The organism is Microcella sp. (assembly GCF_030645145.1).
GTDB lineage: Bacteria > Actinomycetota > Actinomycetes > Actinomycetales > Microbacteriaceae > Microcella.
Map to the genome: position 1 here is coordinate 1 of NZ_JAUSMI010000124.1, position 22,621 is coordinate 22,621.

The following is a 22,621-nucleotide window of genomic DNA, read 5'->3' on the forward strand; positions in this document are numbered from 1 at the left end:
CGGCGGCCGGGGCGGCCTCGGCGGCCGGGGCGGCCTCGGCGGGCGCGGTCTCGCCGCCGCCGCTGCCGTCACCGATCCGGACGAGCGCGGTGCCGACCTCGACGGTCTCGTCCTCCGCGACGAGGATCTCCTCGACCACGCCGGCGATGGGGGACGGGATCTCGGTGTCGACCTTGTCGGTCGAGACCTCGAGCAGCGGCTCGTCGACCTCGACGCGGTCGCCCACGTTCTTCAGCCAGCGGGTGACCGTGCCCTCGGTGACGCTCTCGCCGAGCGCCGGGAGGTTGACGGATTCGCTCATCAGTGATGCTCCTTTGGGAAACCGGTGGTTGTTCAGCTTATGGGCGGATCAGATGCCGTGCAGGGGCTTGCCGGCGAGGGCGAGGAATGCCTCTCCGAGCGCCTCGTTCTGCGTCGGGTGCGCGTGGAGCAGGGGCGCGATGTCCTCGGGGTGGGCGTCCCAGTTGACAGCGAGCTGTGCCTCGCCGATGAGCTCGCCCACGCGCGCGCCGATCATGTGCACGCCGACCACCGGTCCGTCGACGACGCGGACGACCTTGATGACGCCCGCGGTCTCGAGGATGTGGCTCTTGCCGTTCCCCGCGAGGTTGTAGTCGTAGGACGCGATCTGCGCCTCGCCGTACTGCTCCTTCGCCTTCGCCTCGGTGAGGCCGACCGAGGCGACCTCGGGCTCGGAGTAGGTGACCTTCGGCACGTTCACGTCGCTGATCACGACGGGCTGGAGGCCCGCGATCTCCTCGGCGACGAAGATGCCGTGCTGGAAGCCGCGGTGCGCGAGCTGCAGGCCGGGGACGATGTCTCCGACGGCGTAGACGCCCGGGACGTTCGTGCGCAGGCGCTCGTCGGTCAGGACGAAGCCGCGGTCCATCGCGATGCCGACCTCCTCGTAGCCGAGGTTGGCGGTCATTGGGCCGCGACCGACGGCGACGAGCAGCAGGTCAGCCTCGATCGTCTCGCCGCTCTCGAGCGTCACGACGACGCCGTTGTCGTCCTGCGTCACGCCCTGGAAGCGCACGCCGAGCTTGAAGTCGATGCCGCGCTTGCGGTACGCGCGCTCGAACTGCTTGGAGATCGCCTCGTCCTCGTTCGGCACGAGGTGGGGGAGGGCCTCGATGATGACGACCTCGGCGCCGAAGGAGCGCCAGACGCTGGAGAACTCGACGCCGATCACGCCGCCGCCGAGCACGGCGACCTTCTTGGGGACGTAGTCGAGCTGGAGCGCCTGCTCGGAGGTGATCACGCGCCCGCCAATCTCGAGCCCCGGGAGGCTGCGCGAGTAGGAGCCCGTCGCGAGGACGACGTTCTTGCCCGTGATCGTGTTCTCGCCGACCTGGACGGTCGTGGGCGAGGTGAGGCGGCCCTCGCCCTCGATCGTCGTGATGCCGCGCGCCTTGATGAGGCCCTGCAGACCCTTGTACTTGCTCGCCACGATGCCGTCGCGGTACGCGTTCACGGCGGGCACGTCGATGCCCTCGAGCGTCGCGCGCACTCCGAACTTGGCGGAGTCGCGCGCAGCGTCCGCGACCTCGCCGGCGTGCAGCAGCGCCTTCGTGGGGATGCAGCCGAAGTGGAGGCACGTGCCTCCCACCTTGCTCTTCTCGATCAGGCCGACGGTCATGCCGAGCTGGCTGGCACGGAGGGCGGCCGCGTAGCCGCCACTGCCGGCGCCGAGGATGACGAGATCAAAAGTGTGTTCCGACACCGAGGAGACTCCCTTGAGGATTCGTGCGGAGGCCGATCTAGACGGTGGCAGTCGACCTGGAGGGCGGCACGCGTCGCGCACCGCCGTCGAGCCTACTACTGACCGGCCAGCCGCTCCGCGAGCTTCACGAGCAGTCGGACGGTCACGCCGGACGGGCCCTTCGGGGTCCAGCCGAAGCCCGAGCCGCCGTTGTTGGCGGGCCCGGCGATGTCGAGGTGGGCCCACGGGATGCGCGGCGCATCCTGATCGTCGCCTGTGCGCCCCACGAACTCCTGCAGGAAGACTCCCGCGAGCAGCATGCCGGCCGCGGTGTTGCCCGGCTTCGCGTTGGCGATGTCGGCGACGTCGCTCTGCAGGAGCGACCGGAGATCCGCGGGCAGGGGCATGGGCCAGACGAGCTCGCCGGTCTCCGCCGCAGCCTCCTGGACCGAGCGGACGAGCTCGTCGGCACCCATGAGCGCCGCGTATCGGTCGCCGAGCGCGATGCGGGCGGCGCCGGTGAGCGTCGCGACGTCGACGATGGCGTCCGGGCGCTCCTCGCTCGCGGCGACGAGTCCGTCGGCGAGCACGAGGCGACCCTCGGCGTCCGTGTTGAGCACCTCGACCGTCGTGCCGCCGCGGATGGTGAGCACGTCGTTGGGGCGCATCGCGGTCGAGGAGGGGAGATTCTCCGCCAGGCAGAGCCACGCCGTGATCCGGATCGGGAGGCCGAGCTTCGCGATCGCGATCGTGGCAGCCAGCACCGTCGCAGCGCCCGTCATGTCGTACTTCATGCCCACCATCGATGCCGCGGGCTTGAGCGACAGCCCGCCGGAGTCGAACGTGATGCCCTTGCCGACGAGGGCGAGGTGCTGCGTCGCACCCTCCGGCGCGTAGCGCACGGCGACGAGCCGCGGGGGGCGGGACGAGCCCTGACCGACGCCGAGGATCCCGCCGAAGCCGCCCTCCTGCAGCGCGGGCACGTCCCACTCCTGCAGCTCGACCGGCGCATCGGCGGCGAGCTCGCGAGCCCGAGCGGCGAAGCTGTCCGGGTAGAGCTCGTTCGGGGGAGTGTTGACGAGATCGCGGACGACGACGACGGCCTCCGCGACGACGCGCGCCCGGCCGAGCGCGGCATCCGCACCCTCGACCGTCGTGGCGACCACGATGTCGCTCACGGCGACAGCAGAGTCCCCTGACCGCTGGGCCTGGTAGCGGTACGCACCGAGTGCGGCTCCTTCGAGCACGGCCTGCACGTCGGCGTCGTCGGTCGTCGGCAGCGCGAACGCGAGACGGGATGCCCCGCTCACCGCCCGCGATGCGGCACCGGCCGCGCTGCGCAGGGAATCGGGTGTCGTGGGCGTCGTGCCGAGGCCGACGAGGAGCACGCTCGCGGCCGAGACGCCGTCCGGAGCGATCTGCCGGGAGGTCTCGTCGGTCGCGCCGGTGAGGCCGAGGGCGGCGAGCCCGGCGCCGAGAGCGGAGAGCGCGTCAGCGAGAGGCCCTTCGATGCGCGGCCCGTCGGCCGTCTTCACGACTCCGACGACGAGCACGTCGGCGTCGATCTCGTGGGCGGGCACGGCGGAGACAGCGAGAGCAGGAGGGGTCATGCGGTCATCCTATTCGCGGCGCCTCCAGCGGATCCGGGCGCCGTGCCCCCGCCTGTTCGCTCTCGGCAGGTGCCGCGCGGCGTCCTCCCTCATGGCCCCCGACCTACCATGGAGGCATGCGCGAACCCTCCTCTCTGTACTCCGTCGTCATGGCGGATCACGAGGTCCCGCGCGGGCTCCCGCTCGTCGCGGGGCTCACCGGTTTCGTCGATTCGGGTACCGCGATCGGCCAGGTGACCGAGTACCTCGTCTCGGAGCTCGACCACCGCGACGTCGTCGTGTTCGACAACGACGAGCTGCTCGACTGGCGCGCGCGTCGCCCCGTCCTCTACTTCGACGAGACGCGCATCGCCGAGTACACGATGCCCTCCCTCGCCGTGCGGCTCATGACCGATGAGCTCGGGACGCCCTTCCTGCTGCTGAGCGGGTACGAGCCCGACTTCCACTGGGAGGGCTTCACGCAGGCCGTGCTCGACATCATCGAGCGGTTCGAGGTGTCGACGACGACCTGGGTGCAGGCCATCCCGATGCCCGTTCCCCATACCCGCCCGATCGGCGTGACGGTGAGCGGCAACCGCGACGACCTGATCGAGGCGCTGTCGGTGTGGCGACCCCGCACGCAGGTCCCGGGCAACGTCCTCCACCTGCTCGAGCATCGCCTGGCGCAGTCGGGGCACTCGGTCGCGAGCTTCGTGCTGCTCGTGCCTCACTACCTCGCCGACACCGAGTTCCCGTCGGCCGCGGTGACCGCTCTCGAGAGCATCACGGCCGCGACGGGTCTGCTCTTCCCGACCGACCGCCTGCGCGAGGAGGGGCGTGACTTCCTCGCGAAGATCGAGTCGCAGGTCGAGGGCAACACCGAGCTCGCCCGTCTCGTCGGCACGCTCGAGGAGCGCCACGACAGCTACATGGAGGACAACCCTCTGCGCTCGCCCCTGACCGACGAGGACGGCGAGCTCCCGACAGCCGACGCGATCGCGGCCGAGCTCGAGAAGTTCCTCGCCTTCCGGCGCCCGAGCGAGGACGAGTCGGCGGCCGACTGACCGCTCGAGCGCGCCTACGCTGAGAGCGTGGACTCCCGCCGCGCGACCTTCGTGCTCGTCATCGGCGGGCTCGCCTACATCGTGGCGGTCATGCAGCGGACATCGCTCGGGGTCGCGGGCGTCTCGGCGACCGATCGGTTCGGCATCGATGCGACCACGCTGTCCTCCCTCGCCGTCCTGCAGCTCCTCGTGTACGCCGGGCTGCAGATTCCGGTCGGAGTCCTCGTCGACCGGTTCGGTCCGCGCGCGCTCATCGGGGTCGGTGCCGCGGTCATGGCCATCGGGCAGCTCGTCCTCGCTCTCGCCCCCGATATCGCGATCGCCGTCCTCGGGCGCGTGCTCGTCGGCGCGGGCGACGCGATGACCTTCATCTCGGTCCTCCGCCTTCTCGGGGCGTGGTTCTCCCCACGGAGGCTCCCGCTCCTCTCTCAATGGGTCGGGACGATCGGGCAGACGGGTCAGCTGCTCTCCGCGATCCCGCTCGCCGTCTCGCTGCGCGACGTCGGGTGGAGCTCGTCCTTCATCGGTCTCGCGGCGATCTCGGCCGTCGCGAGTGCGGCGGTCTGGCTCGGGGTGCGCGACACCCCCGAGGGCGTCGATCGTCTGCGTGCGGCGACCTTCGCTCTCGCCCTGCGCCAGCTCGGCGAGAGCCTGCGGCGGCCGGGGACGAGACTCGGCTTCTGGGCGCACGCGTCGAGCCAGGCGAGCGCGACGATGTTCGTCATCCTCTGGGGGTTCCCGGCACTGTCCGTCGGGCTGGGGTACGGCCCTGCGAGCGCGGCCGCCCTCCTCAGCATCGTGGTGGTCGCCGGCGCGCTCGGCGGGCCGGTCATCGGTCTGCTGTCGGCCCGCTACCCGTACCGGCGGTCCAACGTCGTTCTGCTCATCGTCGTGCTCACCGCGCTCGCCTGGGCCGTCGTCCTGCTCTGGCCCGAGCGACCGCCCCTCGCGGCCGTCATCGCGCTCCTCCTCGTCCTCGCCGTCGGCGGCCCCGGCGGACTCATCGGCTTCGATTTCGCCCGCACCTTCAACCCGCCGTCGAGCCAGGGCGCCGCCTCGGGGTTCGTGAACGTCGGCGGCTTCGCGACGGCCGTCGCCCTCCTGCTGCTCGTCGGTCTCGTCCTGGATTCCCTCAGCGACTCGAACGCTCCTCAGCAGCTGTACGCGTGGGAGAGCTTCCGGCTCGCCTTCGCGGTGCAGTACCCCGTGGTGGCCGCGACCGTCGTCGCGATGCTCGTCTCCCGCCGGCGCGCGCGTCGCCTGCTCGCGGAGGAGGAGGGCATCGCCGTGGCGCCCCTGTGGGTCGCGATCGCCCGGCGCCGTCGCGCTCGACGGGAGGATTCCGAGGACTGACCGGGCGCCTCGCCCCGTGCACGGGAGGTCGGGGAAATTGTGCGATACTTGACGCTCACGACCCGGTCGGTCGCCCACTCTCATACGCTCGTGACGAGCGCGCGGGAACAGCGACTTGACATGGGTCGTTGTACTGCCCGGAGAACGGAAAAGAGGGTCCGAATGGCAACCCGAACGACCACCGCCTCGAAGACGACTGCCGCGAAGACCGCTGCCGCCCCGACGACCGCCACGAAGAAGACGCCCGCAGCCCGGAAGCCCGCCGCTGCGAAGGCCGCGCCCGCCGCTGTCGAGGCTGAGGCGCCCGATACCGCGGTGACGGCCGAGGCCGCCGCGACGAAGCCCGCCACCAAGAAGCCTGCGGCGAAGAAGGCTGCGGCCGCCAAGCCCGCCGCCACGAAGCCCGCCGCTGCGAAGGCGTCGACCGCCGCCCGGAAGACCGCGTCCAGCAAGTCCGCTGCGAAGGCGGCAGGCGGAGCCGAGGGCGCCGACGACGCCGAGCCGGTCGAGATCGACGAGAGCTCCGAGGCCGAGGTGGCCGACACCGAGGTCGAGGCGGTCGCCGCGACGACGGGCGACGACGCGGCGGACGACTCCGCCGACGATGCCGACGACAACGGCGAGGACGGCGCGAGCGCCGCTCCGATCGTCGACCTCCCGACCGGCGCGATCGTGCTGTCGATGAAGGACGACGACGAGGTCCCCGTCTACTCCTCGACGATCACGGGCGCCACCGCCGACCCGGTCAAGGACTACCTGAAGCAGATCGGCAAGGTCCCGCTCCTCAACGCAGCTGAGGAGGTCGAGCTCGCCATGCGCATCGAGGCGGGTCTCTTCGCCGAGGAGAAGCTCGGTCAGATGAGCGACAAGGAGAAGCGCACCCAGCTGGGTCGCGAGCTCGCCTGGGTCGCGAAGGACGGCCAGCGCGCGAAGAACCACCTCCTCGGCGCGAACCTCCGTCTCGTCGTCTCGCTCGCGAAGCGCTACACGGGTCGCGGCATGCAGTTCCTGGATCTGATCCAGGAGGGCAACCTCGGCCTCATCCGCGCCGTCGAGAAGTTCGACTACACCAAGGGCTTCAAGTTCTCGACCTACGCGACGTGGTGGATCCGCCAGGCGATCACCCGCGCCATGGCCGACCAGGCGCGCACCATCCGCATCCCCGTGCACATGGTCGAGGTCATCAACAAGCTCGCGCGCGTCCAGCGGCAGATGCTGCAGGATCTCGGCCGCGAGCCGACGCCCGAGGAGCTCAGCCGCGAGCTCGACACGACCCCCGAGAAGGTCATCGAGGTGCAGAAGTACGGCCGCGAGCCGATCTCGCTGCACACGCCGCTCGGCGAGGACGGCGACAGCGAGTTCGGTGACCTCATCGAGGACACCGAGGCCGTCGTGCCCGCCGACGCCGTGGGCTTCACGATGCTGCAGAAGCAGCTCGAGAGCCTCCTCGACTCGCTCTCCGAGCGCGAGGCCGGGGTGATCCGCATGCGCTTCGGCCTGGGCGACGGCATGCCGAAGACCCTCGACCAGATCGGCGACACGTTCGGCGTCACGCGCGAGCGCATCCGTCAGATCGAGTCGAAGACGATGGCGAAGCTGCGGCACCCGTCGCGCTCGCAGGCGCTGCGCGACTACCTCGAGTAGGCCTGCGACGCCCCACGAGAACCGGCACGCGACACCGCGAGGGAGAACCGACATGACCGCTCAGGCGAACGAGGGCAAGGCGCTCGAGGTCGACATCGACGGGCAGCGCTGGCAGCGCATCCCCATCAGGACGCACGTCGTCGTCGCGGGGGAGGACATCATCGAGGTCGTCACCCGGTACGCGGCCGGCGTCGTCCAGCCGGGCGATGTGCTGTTCGTGACCGAGAAGATCGTCGCGATCACGCAGGGCCGCTCGTACCCGGTCGGCGACATCGAGGCGCGCCCGCTCGCGCACACGCTCTCGAAGTACGTCACGAAGACCTCGCACGGCATCGGCCTCGGCATGCCTGAGACCATGGAGATGGCGCTGCGCGAGGTCGGCACCCCGCGCATCCTCTTCGCCGCGGCCGTCGCGGCCGTCTCGAAGGCCATCGGTCGCAAGGGCGACTTCTACCGCATCGCGGGCCCGAAGGCGCGCGGCATCGACGGGCCCACGCACAACACGATCCCGCCGTACAACACTCAGGTCGTGCTCGTCCCCGAGAACCCGGATGCCGTGGCCGCCGAGATCAAGACGGCTCTCGGCGACATCGCCGACGTCGCGATCGTCGACATCAACGACTTCGGCGGCAACATCCTCGGCGCGACGCTGCCCAAGGCGGGCCACGCCCGACTGGCGCGCATCCTCTCCGACAACCCGCTCGGCCAGGGCCACCAGTCGACGCCCCTCGGCGTCATCCGCCCGGTCGACTAGAGGCTCGCGCCGCGGCGGCGATTCGTCCCGAGCGGGAGACCGCTGCCCACCCTCAGAACCCGATCGCTCGCTGGTAGACGGGCAGGAGCCCTTCGCGCACCCCGGTGACGCTCGGCTTGAGCTGGAACACCCCGGTGTTGTAGTTGCCCTCGATGACCGCGGGGCCGTCGGGCGTGATCGCGATGTCCCATCCGACGTACGGGATCTCGGGCACCTCCCGGGCGAGTCGCTCGACGACGGCGCCGACGGCGTCCCAGAGCGGCACGGCGAACCCGACGATCGACGTGCCCGAGAGCGGGTGGACGGAGAACACCCGCCCGTCGCCGTCGAACGCGGGATGATGCGCCACGCCGTCGGCGTCGAGCATCGTGTACATGCCGCCGTCGCTGAAGTTGTCGACGTCACCGCCGTTGCCCATCTTGAGCGTGCGGGCGAGCGTGTGAACGCGATCCTGGTCGTCGCGGAACGTGATGATCCGGAGTGTGTTGACGCTCGACGGGTTGAGCGACGCCATGACCGGGTGCTGCGCGAGGAACTCCTCGACGAGCACCTGCCGGGCGGCCAGGCGCTCGGCGCGCCAGGCCTCCGGGTCGCGGATGTCCGCGGTCGAGAACGCCTGGATCCCGTCGCCCCCGAGGCTGTCGGCCACCTTCGCCATCACGCGGTCGTGGCGCGCGAGGAAGCCGGCGAGCTCCTCGACCGACGCGACCCGCAGGTCGAGCCACTCACGGTGCAGGGCGTCGGCGAACCGCGCGTTGAAGCGCGACTTGTCGGCGAAGAGGGCGCGGTGCTCGGGCCGATTGAGCTTCTGGGCGAGGTGGTTCGACTTCGGGTGCGTCATGAACGTGCGCCGCTCGCGCCGGTTCAGGAGGTGGAAGTCCCAGTCGTAGTAGTCCTGGAATCCTGTCTCATGACGCACGGACGACCAGAGCATGTCGCCGAGGATGATCGGCTTCGGTCGCCCGCTCGATGCGGCGATGCGGCCGGCGAGTCGCGAGAGGTTCGCCGTGTCGACGGCGGCCGCGCGCTTGGCGAGGTACCGGAGTCGACGGCTCAGGCCGAGCCCTGCCACGTGGGCCTAGGCGTCGGCCGTCAGGCGGTCGGTCTCGTCGTGCCAGGCGAGCGCGGCCGTGCTGAGCTTCTCCTTGAAGCGCGCGGCGTGGTGCGCGCAGAAGAGGAGCTCTCCGGTGGCCAGGGTCACCCGCACGTAGGCCTGCGCGCCGCAGCTGTCGCAGCGGTCGGCCGCGGTGAGCGGCTGCGCGACGACGATCTCCGGGCTCTCGGTGGTGAGCTGCGTCATGGGGTGTCCCTCCGCTTCCTTGAATCGTCGTGGTACCTGGTGACACCTATTCGAACACACGGCGCGAGCGGATCGGTGCCATTCGCCTGCCATTTCGCTGAACGCGTAGGCCGTCGCGAACACGGGCGCTCGGGGTGCGGCTGCGACGGGCGTGGGAGGCGGGCCGCGACGGCGGGCCGGTTTAGGCTGTCGTGGGCTCGCCGCCGGGCGCGCCCGCAGCATCCTGATTCACGAGCATCGCGAGGCACCCACCCGTGGCCCAGTCCGATTACACCGCCCACCATCTCTCCGTCCTGGAGGGCCTCGAGGCCGTGCGCAAGCGGCCGGGCATGTACATCGGGTCGACTGATTCGCGCGGTCTCATGCACTGCCTGTGGGAGATCATCGACAATTCGGTCGACGAGGCTCTCGGCGGTCACGGCGACACGATCGACGTGCACCTGCACGGCGACGGCAGCGTCGAGGTGCGCGACCGCGCGCGCGGCATCCCCGTCGACATCGAGCCCAAGACCGGACTGTCGGGCGTCGAGGTCGTGTTCACGAAGCTCCACGCGGGCGGCAAGTTCGGCTCCGGCTCGTACGCCGCCTCGGGCGGACTCCACGGCGTCGGCGCCTCGGTCGTCAACGCGCTCTCCGAGCGCCTCGACGTCGAGGTCGATCGCAACGGCAAGACCTGGGCGATGTCGTTCCACCGCGGTGAGCCGGGCGTGTTCGCCGACGGTCCCGAGGGCCCGCGCCCCGACGCGCCTTTCACCCCGTTCATCAAGAACAGCGAGCTGCGCGTCGTCGGCAAGGTCGGGAAGAACGTCACGGGCACGCGCATCCGGTACTGGGCCGACTCCCAGATCTTCAGCCGCGGCGCCGCCTTCCAGACGGATGACCTCGTCGGCCGGGCGCGCCAGACCGCCTTCCTCGTCCCCGGCCTCGCGATCTCGATCACGGACGAGCGGGGAGATGAGCCGGTCACCGAGGCCTTCCGCTACGACGGCGGCATCAGCGAGTTCGCCGAGTTCCTCGCGCCCGACTCCGGCGTGACCGACACGTGGCGCATCCAGGGCACCGGCACCTTCACCGAGACGGTGCCCGTGCTGCAGGCGAACGGACACATGGTCCCGACCGAGCTCGAGCGCGAGTGCGTCGTCGACATCGCGCTGCGGTGGGGCACGGGCTACGACACCGTCATGCGCAGCTTCGTCAACATCATCGCGACGCCCAAGGGCGGCACGCACCAGGCGGGCTTCGAGCAGGGGCTCCTCAAGACCCTGCGCGCCGAGGTCGAGAAGAACGCCCGACGACTGAAGGCCGGCAACGACAAGCTCGAGAAGGACGACGTCCTCGCGGGCCTCACCGCGGTGCTGACGGTGCGCGTCCCCGAGCCGCAGTTCGAGGGCCAGACGAAGGAGGTGCTCGGCACCCCGGCGGCGCGCGCGATCGTCGCGACCGTGCTGCAGACGGCGCTCAAGGAGCGCTTCGCCTCGAGCAAGCGCGACGACAAGGCGCAGACCGCCCTCCTGCTCGACAAGGTCGTGGCGGAGATGAAGAGCCGCATCTCGGCGCGCGCGCACAAGGAGACCCAGCGCCGCAAGAACGCGCTCGAGAGCTCGTCCCTCCCCGCGAAGCTCGTGGACTGCCGGTCGAGCGACGTCGAGGCGAGCGAGCTGTTCATCGTCGAGGGCGACAGCGCGCTCGGCACGGCGAAGCTCGCGCGCGACAGCGAGTTCCAGGCCCTGCTGCCGATCCGCGGGAAGATCCTCAACGTGCAGAAGGCCTCCGTGAGCGACATGCTCTCGAACGCCGAGTGCGCCTCGATCATCCAGGTGATCGGGGCCGGTTCGGGCCGCTCGTTCGATCTCGCCCAGGCGCGCTACGGCAAGGTCATCATCATGAGCGACGCCGATGTCGACGGCGCGCACATCCGCACGCTCCTGCTCACCCTGTTCTTCCGCTACATGCGCCCGATGATCGACGAGGGTCGCGTCTTCGCCGCCGTGCCGCCGCTGCACCGCGTCGTCGTCATGAACCCCGGCACGAAGCCGAACGAGACGATCTACACCTACAGCGAGGCCGAGCTCCAGGGCGTGCTCGCCGCGCTCAAGAAGTCGGGTCGCCGCTACCAGGACCCGATCCAGCGCTACAAGGGCCTCGGAGAGATGGACGCCGATCAGCTCGCCGACACGACCATGAGCCGCAAGCACCGCACCCTGCGCCGCGTCCGCGTGACCGATGCCGAGATGTCGTCGAACGTCTTCGAGCTTCTCATGGGCAACGACGTCGCCCCGCGCAAGGACTTCATCATCGCCGGGCAGGGCCTCGACCGCGACCGCATCGACGTCTAGATCGGGCGGCGCGGCTCCGACGCGACAGCGCGCGGATGCCCGGCCCGGCAGAGCGCTTCCGCCGCGTCAGGAGAGACGGGCGCCGATCGATCCGATCACGGCGTCGAGCGGAGCGCCCGAGCCGTCGCGCTTCGCGCCGCCCGCGGGCAGCGTGCGCGCCGAGCCGTCGGCCCCGACCGCGAGCGGCCCGGTGCCGACCCAGGCGAGCTGCAGGGCATCCTCGCCCTTGAGGAAGGCGTGGGCGCGGACGCCGCCGGTGGCGCGCCCCTTGCCGGGGAACTCGACGAAGGAGGAGACCTTCGCGCGGCCGGGGTCGGTGCCGGCGATCGTCTGGGTCGACCCGCTCACGGTGACGACCTCGGCCGACTCAGGGTCGACGACCGCGAAGTGCACGACCCGGGCGCCGGCGCCGAGCTTGATGCCCGCCATTCCGCCGGCGGGGAGGCCCTGCGGACGCACCTGGTCGGCTCCGAAGTGGAGGAGCTGGGCATCCGACGTCACGAAGACGAGCTCGACGTCGTCGGCCGCGGGCGCGGCTGCGACGACCTCGTCGCCCGCCTTGAGCCCGATGACCTCGCCGTCGGGGCGCGCGGGCCAGCCGCCGGGGGAGACCCGCTTGACGATGCCGTCGCGCGTGCCGAGGGCGAGTGGGGTCTGCGACCCCGGGTCGACGATCGCGACGATGCGCTCGCGCGCGTCGGTGAGGCCGATGTAGTCGCGCAGCCTCGCTCCCGCGCCGAGCTGGAGCGAGTTCGCCGGCACGCCCGGGAGCCCGACGGGGGTGAAGCGGATAAAGCGGCCGCGCGAGGTGATCGCCGCGAGGTCGCCGCGCGCGGTCGAGTCGACGGCGGAGAGGATCGCATCGTGCTTGCTGCGGCGGGTCGGCGGGACGAGCGGCTCCTCCGTCAGCTCGACCCGCACCGCGCGGCCGGTCGTCGAGAGGAGGACGCGGCAGGGGGTGTCGGCGATCTCCAGGACGGGGGCCGCTCCGCGCGAGCGGGGCGCGGCGATGGAGGGGTTCGCCTCGGTCAGCAGGGTCCGGCGGGGCGTCCCGAATCGCTCGGCCACGGCATCCAGCTCATCGCCCACGACGGCGCGGACGCGCGCCGGATCGGCGAGGAGGGTCTCGAGCGTCGCGATCTCGGCGAGCAGCTGGTCGCGCTCGGCCTCGAGCTCGATGCGGCTGAACTTCGTCAGGCGGCGCAGTCGCAGCTCGAGGATGTAGTCGCTCTGCAGCTGGCTGAGGTCGAACACATCCATGAGGCGCGCGCGGGCCTGCTCGGCGTCGTCGGAGGCGCGGATGACCTGGATGACCTCGTCGATGTCGAGGATCGCGATGAGGAGGCCCTCGACGAGGTGGAGCCGCTCGCGGCGACGGGCGAGCCGGTAGCGGCTGCGGCGCGTGACGACCTCGATGCGGTGGTCGACGTAGACCTGCAGGAGCTCGCGCAGCCCGAGCGTCTGCGGGCGCCCCTCGACGAGAGCGACGGCGTTGATCGAGAAGCCGTCCTCGAGCGGGGTGTAGCGGTAGAGCTGCTCGAGCACCGCCTCGGGGCTGAACCCTGTCTTGATGCCGATCACGAGGCGCAGGCCGTTCTTGCGGTCGGTGAGGTCGGTCACGTCGCTGATGCCCGCGAGCTTCTTCGACTGGACGCCGTCCTTGATCTTCTCGATGACCTTCTCGGGGCCGACGAGATAGGGCAGCTCGGTGACGACGATGCCGGTCTTGCGTGCCGTGACCGGCTCGATCGAGACCTTCGCGCGCGTCTTGAACGAACCGCGACCCGTCGCGTAGGCGTCCTTGATGCCGTCGAGGCCGATGATCGTGCCGCCCGTCGGCAGGTCGGGGCCCGGCACGTAGGCCATGAGCTCCTCGAGCGTGGCCTGCGGGTTCTCGATGAGGTGGCGCGCGGCGCCCGCGACCTCGATGAGGTTGTGCGGCGCCATGTTCGTGGCCATGCCGACCGCGATGCCGCTCGCGCCGTTGACGAGCAGGTTGGGGAAGGCGGCGGGGAGCACGGCCGGCTGCACGAGCTGGTTGTCGTAGTTGGGGATGAAGTCGACGACGTCCTCGTCCAGGTCGTCGACCATCGCGAGGGCGGCCGCGCGCATGCGCGCCTCGGTGTACCGCGACGCGGCGGGCCCGTCGTCGAGCGACCCGAAGTTGCCGTGACCGTCGACGAGCGGCACGCGCAGCGTGAAGTCCTGGGCCATGCGAACGAGCGCGTCGTAGATGGCGCCGTCGCCGTGCGGGTGCAGCTTGCCCATGACCTCGCCGACGACGCGCGCGGACTTCACGTGCCCGCGGTCGGGCCGCAGGCCCATCTCGCTCATCATGTAGAGGATGCGCCGCTGCACGGGCTTGAGGCCGTCTCGCGCGTCGGGGAGCGCACGGGAGTAGATGACCGAGTACGCGTACTCGAGGAACGACCCCTGCATCTCATCGGCGAGATCGACGTCGTCGATGCGTTCGCCGGAGGTCTCGTCGAGGTCGGGCTGGGGCGAGCGGGGCGCAGGAGGGGGAGTCATAGGATGGCCCCCATGCTACCGGCGCCCCGACGCGACGCCCCGTCACTCGGGCACGTGTTGACCGGTGCGCTGGCGGCGATCCGAGGTGAGGAGAACCCCCTCGCGCTGGCGTCCGTGCGCAGCGCCGCCGTCGTCCTCGTCGACGGGCTCGGGATGTCCGCCCTGCGCGCCCGGTCGGGTCACGCCCGCCGTCTGCTGGCCGCGACCCCCGGCAAGCGCGGCACGATCGACGCGGGCTTCCCGACCACTACCGCGGCCGCGCTCGCCACGCTCACCACGGGTCTCGAGCCGGGCAGGCACGGGCTCGTGGGGTACTCGGCCGTGGACCGCGCGGGAGACCGGGTCGTCAACCAGCTCACCGGGTGGGACGAGGGGATGCGGCCGGAGTCATGGCAGCCGCACCCGACCGTGTTCGAGGCGGCCGCGGCATCCGGCGTCGATGCCGTCGTCGTCGGCGCCGAGCGGTACCGCGACACGGGATTCACCGACGCGGTCCTGCGCGGCGCGCGCTTCCTCGCCGTGCCGTCGATCGCCGACCGGGTGCGCACCACGATCGAGCTCGTGAGCTCGGGCGGCTCGAGCCTCGTGTACTGCTACATCCCCGAGCTCGACATGGCGGGTCACGCGGAGGGCTGCGAGTCGGAGGCGTGGACGGCGCGGCTCGAGGAGCTCGACGCCGCCGTCGAGCCGCTCACCCGCCGGATTCCCCGCGACGCGGGCGTGCTCCTCACGGCCGACCACGGCATGCTCGACGTCCCCGAGCGCGCGCGACTCGTCATCGACGCGCGCAGCCCGCTCTGGGATGGCGTGCGACATGTCGCGGGCGAGCCCCGCTGCCTGCAGCTCGCGCTCGAGCCCGGGGCCGACGCGACGGGCGTGCTCGAGCGGTGGCGCGCCGCAGAGGGTTCGCGATCCTGGGTCGTGAGCCGCGACGAGGCGATCGCCGCCGACTGGTTCGGTGCGGTCGCGCCCGAGGTCGAAGCGCGGATCGGCGACGTCATCGTCGCGGCGCGGAGCCGCATCGCCTACTACGACGAGCGCACCGCGTCACCCCGGGCGCTCGCGATGGTCGGGCAGCACGGTTCCTTCTCACCCGAGGAGACGCGCATCCCGCTCGCCCGATGGGGAGCGTTCGCCCTGTAGAGCGGACGGGCCGGTCAGGCGGGGTCGTCGTCCGGTCGCGCGCCGAAGACGATCTCGTCCCAGCTCGGCATCGCGGCCCGGCCTCGACGGGCCGACTTGACGGGACCCGTGTCGTTCGCGGCGCTGACGCTCGTGCCGACAGCCGACGGCGCGGTCGCTCGCGGGGCGATCTCATCATCCGGCTCGGGCGCCGAGTCCGCGGAGAAGTCGAGGGGCACGTCGACGATGCGGATGCTCCCGGTCGAGGGGTGCGCGGCCTTCGCGGCTTCGAGCTCAGCGCGGGGCGCCGCCTCGCGCTCGCCCCGGCGTCGCCGGAGCGCCTCCAGCAGGTCGGCCGTCTGACTCACGTCGGCGGTGTCGGCGTCGTCGCCCGCGGTGCGCACGCCCATCCGGCTGTGCGGGATGGCGGCGGGCGCGAGCGGAGCGCTCGGGATGCTCGCCGACGCGGGGGACCCGCCGGACGCCGGGGCCGCGGGCGAGCCGATGCTCGCGATGTCGTCGTCGAGGAGGAACGCGCCGCTGTCGAAGCGCGTGCGGTCCTCCGTCTGCGGGATGGGGACCGCCCGGAGGCGGGGGATGAGCGTCGGGGGAGCCTCGCCCTGCTGCGAGAGCGACTGCGCCTCGTGGTTGGAGGGGATGAGCGTGGCCTTCTTCGGATCGAAGGTCCATCTCGCCTCGCGCTCGACGCCCGCGTCGCTGAAGGCGACCGTGACGATCCAGTGCAGATCGGTCTTCCAGCTCGACCAGCGGACATCCGTGGCCGACAGCTCGGAGAGGCGCGAGTCGATGACGCCGCCGAAGGTGTGCGAGGCGACGCCCGACTCGGTCTCGGCGACGACCGCGACCGGCACGCTGCGCGCCGCCGTGACGACGTACTCGCGCTCGGCGATCACGGGGCCCTCGAAGCGCTGCACGTACTCGGCGGGCTCGCCCGTCTCGGCGACGACCTCGGCGGCGGACTTGCCGGCCCGGATCATCGCCTGGATCTCGCGCGGACTCACGCGGTGGGCGACGGGGGCCGCCGGCCGGTTCTGCCGCAGAGCGGTGTGCAGGGCCTCCGTGATGGGCACGCGATAGCGGCTCCCGTCCTCGGAGACCACGATCAGGGCGCCGTTCTCGGCGCCGATGACGGTGAGTTCGTCCATGACGTTGCCCTCTCCTTCGCGGCTCGGTGGCGACAGCATCCCACGGCGATCGGGCGCAGCCCGGGAATAGACCGGGCGGGTCGGAAGTTGCCCGGGAAGCACCGCCGATCGACCCCGCTCGGAGTGGTTTGCGTTTCGGTCGGGGTTCCTGCAAACTATCGCCGCCGAGCGCGGCCCCGAAGCACCATTCGACGAAACGAGCAGCATGGCCACCGATTACGACGCCCCCCGCAAGACGGACGAGGACACCGACTCGATCCAGGCTCTGCAGGAGCGCGTTCCCGACAAGATGTCGGGTGTCGTCGACGTCGACGACGCCGACAATCCGGGCTTCGAGCTCGCCGGACAGGACCTCGCCGACCTCGACCTCGACGTCGTCGTCCTGCCGCCCCAGGCCGACGAGTTCACGTGCGTCAGCTGCTTCCTCGTCAAGCACCGCTCGCAGCTCGACCACGAGGTCAAGCTCGGCCCGGTCTGCAAGGAATGCGCCTCGTAGTCCGGCTCCGTTCCGTCACGGCCGCCGCATCCTCGCCCGGATGCGGCGGTTCCGTCGTTAACGGCGGCGACGCATCAGGCTCCGCTCGGCCTCGCCGCGCGCGCCCGGTCGATCGCGGCGGCGAGCTCCTCCGGCCGCCTCGTCGACACGAGCCAGTAGGGCGCCGGGTCGTCGGGGTCGAGGATCTGCACGCGCAGGACCGGGTCGACCCAGCCGCGCAGAACGAGGTGGGCGCGGGCGTCGAGGCCGGGGCCCCGCTCGTGGCGAGCCTCCTCGCGGTGCGCGGGCAGCGCATCCCCGACCAGTTCGAGGGGGATGCTCGCCCGGCCCGCTCGCAGGGCTCCGTCCTCCACTGCGATCGTCGGGGCCGAGGCGAGGAGGAGCGCCACGCACCCTGCGACGAGCACGACCGCGGTGATGACGCCCGCGATGAGGCTGATCGGAGTGAACACGAGCAGCGTCGCGGGGACGATGAGCGCGATGACCAGGTACATCCAGGCGGCGGGCCAGAGGCGCTCGCGATAGCTCGACATGCCTCCATTCGACCATGCACTAGCCTCGACGCGTGCCCGACTCCGCCGACGTCCTGATCACCGGCGACCACCTTCCGGTCCACGCCCACCCGGGCGACGCGGGGGCCGATCTCGTCTCCGCCGAGCACGTGGTGCTCGCTCCCGGTGAGCGAGCGACGATCGGCACCGGCACGGCGATCGCCCTGCCCGACGGGTACGCGGCCTTCGTGATGCCCCGCAGCGGGCTCGCCGCCCGGCACGGCATCATGATCGTCAACGCACCGGGCACGGTCGACGCGGGCTACCGCGGCGAGATCCGCGTGACGCTCCTGAACACGGATCGGAGTGAGCCGTTCGAGGTGCGCCCCGGCGATCGGATCGCCCAGCTCGTCGTCCAGCAGGTCGTACGGGCGCGCTTCGTGGCCGTGGAGGCGCTGCCCGGCTCCCACCGCGGTGAGCAGGGCTTCGGCTCGACGGGCTACCGTGGACCGACCGCGACCACCGAAGGAGTCACCGCGTGAGCGATCCGATCTCGACCGACGGGCCTCTGCCCGACGACGCGAAGTCCGCACCGGAGGACCGCGCGACAGCGGGACCGCTCGACGAGAGCGAGGCGAACGCCGTCCGTCCGTACGTCGATCTCGGCGGGGTGAAGATCGTCCCGCGCCCCGAGCTGCAGCTGCGGCTCGAGGTCGAGGAGGGGTCGAAGCGCGTCATCGCGGTCGGCATCGACTTCGCCGGCTCGACCCTGCAGGTGCAGCCCTTCGCCGCGCCGCGGTCGAGCGGCCTCTGGCACGAGGTGCGGGCGCAGATCGTCGAGCAGATCCAGAAGCAGGGCGGTGACACGACCGAGCGCGACGGCGCCTTCGGGCCCGAGATCCTCGCTCGCATCCCCGTCGTCGGCGACGCCGGCGGCTCCACGCGCGTCGCTCGCTTCATCGGCGTCGACGGCCCGCGCTGGTTCCTCCGCGGCGTCGTCGCGGGTCAGGGCGCGGTCGATGCGACCGGCGCCGAGCAGATCGACGACGTCTTCCGCAGCATCGTCGTGGTCCGCGGGACGACTCCCATGCCCCCGCGCGACCTGATCCCCCTGCACGTGCCGACGGGCGCGGCGGCCGGCGGTCCCGCCGCGGTGCCGCCCAGCACGACGGTATGAGCGACGCCCCGACGGGCGCCGAGACCCCGGACGAGCCCTCGGAGGAGCGCCCCGACCGCGCCGAGCAACCGGATGAGCGCGAGCAGGTGCGCGAGGCTCTCGCCGCGGCGGCTCGGCAGTCCGGGTTCGGTCTCGTCCAGCCGGGGGAGCGCCCGACCGCGCACGCCCTGTGGGCCGCGGTGGGCGGGGTCCGCGGGCTCATCGAGTCCCTCCTTCCCGGCTTCCTGTTCCTCGTCGTCTTCACGATCACGGGCGAGGTCGCCCCGTCCGTGCTGATCCCGGCGGCCGTCGCCGTGATCTTCGTCGTCGTGCGCGCGGTCACCCGTTCGCCGATCGTGCCCGCAGTCGTCGGCCTCGTCGGCATCGCCCTCTCCGCCGGGCTCGCGCTGTTCACCGGTCGCGCCGAGGAGAACTTCGTCCTCGGCTTCATCATCAACGCGGTCTGGCTCGTCGCCCTGCTCGTGAGCCTCGTCATCCGACGCCCTCTCGTCGGGGTCATCGCGGGCCTCCTGACGGGCGACCATGCCTGGCGCGAGGACCCGGCGAAGCGCACGGTCCTCACGGTCACGACCTGGCTGTGGGTCGGCATGTTCGCGCTGCGGCTCGGCGTGCAGGTGCCCCTGTACCTGTCCTCGCAGGCGGCGGCCCTCGCCGCGACCAAGCTCGTCATGGGCGTGCCGCTCTACGCGGCCCTGCTCTGGGTCACATGGCTCATGGTCCGCTCGGTGTACGCGTGCCGCGCCGCCTGATCCTCGCCCGGGGTCGCCTCCCGGTGCTACGATGAAGTATCTCGACATCAAGATAAATTGCGACGCATCCGCACCGTCGTCGAGGTCGATCGAGCCGGTGCCGCGCGCCCCGTCGGCGGCTAGGCTGGCCGACGTGCGAGCGCGGGATGCGCCCGGCAGATTCAAGAGGAGACGGCGAAGTGTCCGCAGTGAACAGTTTCGATTCCATCGACACGCTCAAGGTCGGTGACGAGGAGTACCAGGTCTTCCGCATCGATCAGGTGCCCGGCTACGAGAAGCTCCCGTTCAGCCTCAAGGTGCTGCTCGAGAACCTCCTCCGCACGGAGGACGGCGCGAACGTCACCGCCGAGCAGATCCGAGCGCTCGGCGCCTGGCAACCCTCGGCCGAGCCCGACACCGAGATCCAGTTCACCCCCGCGCGCGTCGTGATGCAGGACTTCACCGGCGTGCCCTGCATCGTCGATCTCGCCACCATGCGCGAGGCGGTCGCGGCCCTCGGCGGCGACCCCAACAAGATCAACCCGCTCGCGCCCGCCGAGCTCGTCATCGACCACTCGGTCATCGCCGACCTCTTCGGCACCGCCGACGCTCTCGAGCGCAACGTCGAGATCGAGTACGAGCGCAACGGCGAGCGCTACCAGTTCCTGCGGTGGGGCCAGACGGCCTTCGACGACTTCAAGGTCGTCCCGCCCGGAACCGGCATCGTCCACCAGGTCAACATCGAGCACCTCGCGAAGGTCACCTACACGCGCACGGTCGACGGCGTGCTCCGCGCCTACCCCGACACGTGCGTCGGCACCGACTCGCACACGACGATGGTCAACGGCCTGGGCGTCCTGGGCTGGGGCGTCGGCGGCATCGAGGCCGAGGCCGCGATGCTCGGCCAGCCGGTCTCGATGCTCATCCCCAAGGTCGTCGGCTTCAAGCTCTCCGGCGCCATCCCGACCGGCGTGACCGCGACCGACGTCGTGCTCACGATCACCGACATGCTCCGCAAGCACGGCGTCGTCGGCAAGTTCGTCGAGTTCTACGGCGAGGGCGTCGCCTCCGTCCCGCTCGCGAACCGCGCGACGATCGGCAACATGAGCCCCGAGTTCGGCTCGACCGCCGCGATGTTCCCGATCGACGACGTCACGCTCGACTACCTGCGGCTCACGGGCCGCAGCGAGCAGCAGGTCGCGCTCGTCGAGGCGTACTCGAAGCTCCAGAGCCTCTGGCACGACGCGAGCATCGAGCCCGTCTTCAGCGAGTACATGGAGCTCGACCTCTCGACCGTCGTGCCCTCGATCGCCGGCCCGCGTCGCCCGCAGGACCGCATCGAGCTCACCCAGGCGAAGACGGCCTTCGAGAGCGCCCTGGTCGACTACACGAGCCACGACCACTCGATGGTCGACGCCGCGGTCGAGGGGACCTTCCCGGCCTCCGACCCCGTCGGCTTCACGCCGCAGGACGAGGACTCGGCGCACGAGCTCTCGCACCGCCACCGCTCGCACGCGCCGACCACGGCGTCCGCCCCGATCGACGTGACGGTCGACGGCACGGAGTTCACGATCGACCACGGCGCCGTCACGATCGCCGCGATCACCTCGTGCACGAACACCTCGAACCCGTCGGTCATGCTCGCTGCGGGCCTCCTCGCCCGCAACGCCGTGAAGAAGGGCCTCACGGCGAAGCCGTGGGTCAAGACCACGCTCGCGCCCGGCTCGAAGGTCGTCACCGACTATTACGAGAAGGCCGGTCTGACCGACGACCTCGAGGCGCTCGGCTTCTACACCGTCGGCTACGGCTGCACGACGTGCATCGGCAACTCGGGCCCGCTCGCCGAGGAGATCTCGGCCGCGATCGCCGAGAAGGATCTCGCCGTCACCGCGGTGCTCTCGGGCAACCGCAACTTCGAGGGCCGCATCAACCCCGACGTGAAGATGAACTACCTCGCGAGCCCTCCGCTCGTGATCGCGTACGCTCTCGCCGGATCGATGAACTTCGATTTCGAGACGGATGCTCTCGGCACCGATTCCGACGGCAACGAGGTCTTCCTCCGTGACATCTGGCCCGACGCGGCCGAGGTGCAGGCGACGATCGACTCGTCGATCGACACCGCCATGTTCGACACGCAGTACGCCTCGGTCTTCGAGGGCGACGAGCGCTGGCGCTCGCTCCCCACGCCGGACGGCGCGACCTTCGAGTGGGATGCGAAGTCGACCTACGTCCGGAAGCCTCCGTACTTCGACGGCATGACGATCGAGACGAGCCCGGTCACCGACATCGAGGGCGCGCGCGTCCTCGCGAAGCTCGGCGACTCGGTCACGACCGACCACATCAGCCCGGCCGGCTCGATCAAGGCCGACTCGCCCGCGGGCGCGTACCTCATGGCGAACGGGGTCGACCGCAAGGACTTCAACTCCTACGGCTCGCGCCGCGGTAACCACGAGGTGATGATCCGCGGCACCTTCGCGAACATCCGCCTGCGGAACCAGCTCCTCGACGGCGTCGAGGGCGGCTTCACGCGCGACTTCACCCAGGCCGATGGCCCCCAGTCGTTCATCTACGACGCGAGCGAGAACTACCAGGCCGCGGGCGTCCCGCTCGTGATCTTCGCCGGCAAGGAGTACGGCTCCGGCTCGAGCCGCGACTGGGCGGCGAAGGGCACGAGCCTCCTCGGAGTCCGCGCGGTCATCGCCGAGAGCTTCGAGCGGATCCACCGCTCGAACCTCATCGGCATGGGCGTCGTCCCGCTGCAGTTCCCTGCCGGCGAGACCGCCGACAGCCTCGGCCTCGACGGCACCGAGACCGTCTCGATCTCAGGCATCACCGAGCTCAACGAGGGGCGCACGCCGAAGACCGTCCGCGTGACGGCTGAGCCGAGCGCGCACTCACCCGCGGGCAAGGCGACGATCGAGTTCGACGCGGTCGTCCGCATCGACACCCCCGGTGAGGCCGACTACTACCGCAACGGCGGCATCCTGCAGTACGTCCTCCGCAGCCTCGTCTAGATGTACCCGGTCAGCACGTTGGTGACACAAGGCTGAGGAGAAGGCCTTCATTCTGAGTGGTGTCTAGACACTTCGAAGAGGAAGGCCTTCTCGTGGTCCACCGTAATGCGAGGCTGGCGCCTGCCGGTCGGATGATCCTGGTTCAACGGGTGCTGC

At 70.9% G+C, this 22,621-nt stretch carries 19 protein-coding genes; 11 read left to right on the forward strand and 8 right to left on the reverse strand.

Annotated elements, in window-relative coordinates; translation table 11 throughout:
* From Q7T15_RS08275 to Q7T15_RS08285, 3 genes are all read right to left on the reverse strand, one after another.
* Nucleotides 1-301 (reverse strand): biotin/lipoyl-containing protein (locus tag Q7T15_RS08275; protein WP_304695159.1); only part of this gene is annotated, 301 nt, incomplete at its 3' end.
* Between the two features lie 48 nt (nt 302-349).
* On the reverse strand, nt 350-1,723 hold the full coding sequence (gene lpdA, locus Q7T15_RS08280) for a dihydrolipoyl dehydrogenase (protein ID WP_304695161.1): 1,374 nt from the start codon (nt 1,721-1,723) through the stop codon (nt 350-352).
* 95 nt (nt 1,724-1,818) lie between these two features.
* Complete coding sequence (locus Q7T15_RS08285) at nt 1,819-3,312, reverse strand: leucyl aminopeptidase (RefSeq protein WP_304695163.1); 1,494 nt, start codon at nt 3,310-3,312, stop codon at nt 1,819-1,821.
* A gap of 116 nt (nt 3,313-3,428) precedes the next feature.
* Here Q7T15_RS08285 and Q7T15_RS08290 point away from each other — a divergent pair, with 116 nt between their 5' ends.
* The 4 genes from Q7T15_RS08290 to Q7T15_RS08305 all read left to right on the forward strand — a co-directional run bounded on the left by Q7T15_RS08290 (nt 3,429) and on the right by Q7T15_RS08305 (nt 8,106).
* Nucleotides 3,429-4,355 (forward strand): proteasome assembly chaperone family protein, encoded by a 927-nt coding sequence (locus Q7T15_RS08290; protein ID WP_304695165.1) that lies wholly within the window; start codon nt 3,429-3,431, stop codon nt 4,353-4,355.
* A 27-nt stretch (nt 4,356-4,382) separates the two neighbouring features.
* Entirely contained in the window at nt 4,383-5,708 is a 1,326-nt protein-coding gene (locus Q7T15_RS08295) for a nitrate/nitrite transporter (protein ID WP_304695167.1), read from the forward strand.
* A gap of 120 nt (nt 5,709-5,828) precedes the next feature.
* Nucleotides 5,829-7,352, forward strand: a complete 1,524-nt coding sequence (locus Q7T15_RS08300; RefSeq protein WP_304695169.1) for an RNA polymerase sigma factor — start codon at nt 5,829-5,831, stop codon at nt 7,350-7,352.
* Nucleotides 7,353-7,404: 52 nt separating this feature from the next.
* Entirely contained in the window at nt 7,405-8,106 is a 702-nt protein-coding gene (locus Q7T15_RS08305) for a coenzyme F420-0:L-glutamate ligase (protein ID WP_304695171.1), read from the forward strand.
* 52 nt (nt 8,107-8,158) lie between these two features.
* On the opposite strand, the gene Q7T15_RS08310 is transcribed toward Q7T15_RS08305, so the two are convergent.
* Nucleotides 8,159-9,178, reverse strand: a complete 1,020-nt coding sequence (locus Q7T15_RS08310; protein ID WP_304695173.1) for a sugar-transfer associated ATP-grasp domain-containing protein — start codon at nt 9,176-9,178, stop codon at nt 8,159-8,161.
* Between the two features lie 6 nt (nt 9,179-9,184).
* The gene (locus tag Q7T15_RS08315; RefSeq protein ID WP_304695175.1) at nt 9,185-9,406 is read right to left on the reverse strand and encodes a hypothetical protein; all 222 of its coding nucleotides are present in this window, start codon (nt 9,404-9,406) and stop codon (nt 9,185-9,187) included.
* A gap of 254 nt (nt 9,407-9,660) precedes the next feature.
* On the opposite strand from Q7T15_RS08315, the gene Q7T15_RS08320 reads away from it, so the two are divergent.
* Nucleotides 9,661-11,742 (forward strand): type IIA DNA topoisomerase subunit B, encoded by a 2,082-nt coding sequence (locus Q7T15_RS08320; RefSeq protein WP_304695177.1) that lies wholly within the window; start codon nt 9,661-9,663, stop codon nt 11,740-11,742.
* A gap of 66 nt (nt 11,743-11,808) precedes the next feature.
* Here the strand turns inward: Q7T15_RS08320 and Q7T15_RS08325 are convergent, their stop codons facing one another.
* A complete protein-coding gene (locus tag Q7T15_RS08325; protein WP_304695179.1) occupies nt 11,809-14,271 on the reverse strand; it encodes a DNA topoisomerase (ATP-hydrolyzing) subunit A in 2,463 nt (820 codons plus the stop codon).
* A gap of 12 nt (nt 14,272-14,283) precedes the next feature.
* Between Q7T15_RS08325 and Q7T15_RS08330 the strand changes: the two genes are divergently transcribed.
* Complete coding sequence (locus tag Q7T15_RS08330; protein ID WP_304695181.1) at nt 14,284-15,414, forward strand: alkaline phosphatase family protein; 1,131 nt, start codon at nt 14,284-14,286, stop codon at nt 15,412-15,414.
* Nucleotides 15,415-15,428: 14 nt separating this feature from the next.
* On the opposite strand, the gene sepH is transcribed toward Q7T15_RS08330, so the two are convergent.
* Nucleotides 15,429-16,559, reverse strand: a complete 1,131-nt coding sequence (gene sepH / locus Q7T15_RS08335; RefSeq protein ID WP_304695184.1) for a septation protein SepH — start codon at nt 16,557-16,559, stop codon at nt 15,429-15,431.
* 205 nt (nt 16,560-16,764) lie between these two features.
* On the opposite strand from sepH, the gene Q7T15_RS08340 reads away from it, so the two are divergent.
* Nucleotides 16,765-17,055 (forward strand): DUF4193 domain-containing protein, encoded by a 291-nt coding sequence (locus tag Q7T15_RS08340; protein ID WP_304695186.1) that lies wholly within the window; start codon nt 16,765-16,767, stop codon nt 17,053-17,055.
* A gap of 74 nt (nt 17,056-17,129) precedes the next feature.
* Here the strand turns inward: Q7T15_RS08340 and Q7T15_RS08345 are convergent, their stop codons facing one another.
* On the reverse strand, nt 17,130-17,588 hold the full coding sequence (locus Q7T15_RS08345; protein ID WP_304695188.1) for a DUF3093 domain-containing protein: 459 nt from the start codon (nt 17,586-17,588) through the stop codon (nt 17,130-17,132).
* 32 nt (nt 17,589-17,620) lie between these two features.
* Between Q7T15_RS08345 and dut the strand changes: the two genes are divergently transcribed.
* The 4 genes from dut to Q7T15_RS08365 all read left to right on the forward strand — a co-directional run bounded on the left by dut (nt 17,621) and on the right by Q7T15_RS08365 (nt 22,465).
* Nucleotides 17,621-18,088: a dUTP diphosphatase gene (gene dut, locus Q7T15_RS08350; RefSeq protein ID WP_304695190.1), complete on the forward strand. Its 468-nt coding sequence runs from the start codon at nt 17,621-17,623 to the stop codon at nt 18,086-18,088.
* Entirely contained in the window at nt 18,085-18,723 is a 639-nt protein-coding gene (locus tag Q7T15_RS08355) for a DUF3710 domain-containing protein (RefSeq protein WP_304695192.1), read from the forward strand. The genes dut and Q7T15_RS08355 overlap by 4 nt, the downstream gene beginning before the upstream one ends.
* Entirely contained in the window at nt 18,720-19,472 is a 753-nt protein-coding gene (locus tag Q7T15_RS08360) for a DUF3159 domain-containing protein (RefSeq protein ID WP_304695194.1), read from the forward strand. Before Q7T15_RS08355 ends, Q7T15_RS08360 begins: the two co-directional genes overlap by 4 nt.
* 179 nt (nt 19,473-19,651) lie before the next feature.
* Nucleotides 19,652-22,465 carry an aconitate hydratase gene (locus tag Q7T15_RS08365; RefSeq protein ID WP_304695196.1) on the forward strand — a complete coding sequence of 938 codons (2,814 nt, stop codon included), beginning with the start codon at nt 19,652-19,654 and terminating at the stop codon, nt 22,463-22,465.
* The last annotated feature ends 156 nt before the right edge of the window (nt 22,466-22,621 follow it).

What these genes read in the sequence shown, in the direction of transcription:
- Q7T15_RS08325 (WP_304695179.1), bottom strand. Translation starts at nt 14,271, where the DNA reads ATGACTCCCCCTCCTGCGCCCCGCTCGCCCCAGCCCGACCTCGACGAG.
- Q7T15_RS08330 (WP_304695181.1), top strand. Translation starts at nt 14,284, where the DNA reads ATGCTACCGGCGCCCCGACGCGACGCCCCGTCACTCGGGCACGTGTTG.
- Q7T15_RS08360 (WP_304695194.1), top strand. Translation starts at nt 18,720, where the DNA reads ATGAGCGACGCCCCGACGGGCGCCGAGACCCCGGACGAGCCCTCGGAG.
- Q7T15_RS08290 (WP_304695165.1), top strand. Translation starts at nt 3,429, where the DNA reads ATGCGCGAACCCTCCTCTCTGTACTCCGTCGTCATGGCGGATCACGAG.
- Q7T15_RS08305 (WP_304695171.1), top strand. Translation starts at nt 7,405, where the DNA reads ATGACCGCTCAGGCGAACGAGGGCAAGGCGCTCGAGGTCGACATCGAC.
- Q7T15_RS08340 (WP_304695186.1), top strand. Translation starts at nt 16,765, where the DNA reads ATGGCCACCGATTACGACGCCCCCCGCAAGACGGACGAGGACACCGAC.
- Q7T15_RS08285 (WP_304695163.1), bottom strand. Translation starts at nt 3,312, where the DNA reads ATGACCCCTCCTGCTCTCGCTGTCTCCGCCGTGCCCGCCCACGAGATC.
- Q7T15_RS08300 (WP_304695169.1), top strand. Translation starts at nt 5,829, where the DNA reads ATGGGTCGTTGTACTGCCCGGAGAACGGAAAAGAGGGTCCGAATGGCA.
- sepH (WP_304695184.1), bottom strand. Translation starts at nt 16,559, where the DNA reads ATGGACGAACTCACCGTCATCGGCGCCGAGAACGGCGCCCTGATCGTG.
- Q7T15_RS08345 (WP_304695188.1), bottom strand. Translation starts at nt 17,588, where the DNA reads ATGTCGAGCTATCGCGAGCGCCTCTGGCCCGCCGCCTGGATGTACCTG.
- Q7T15_RS08315 (WP_304695175.1), bottom strand. Translation starts at nt 9,406, where the DNA reads ATGACGCAGCTCACCACCGAGAGCCCGGAGATCGTCGTCGCGCAGCCG.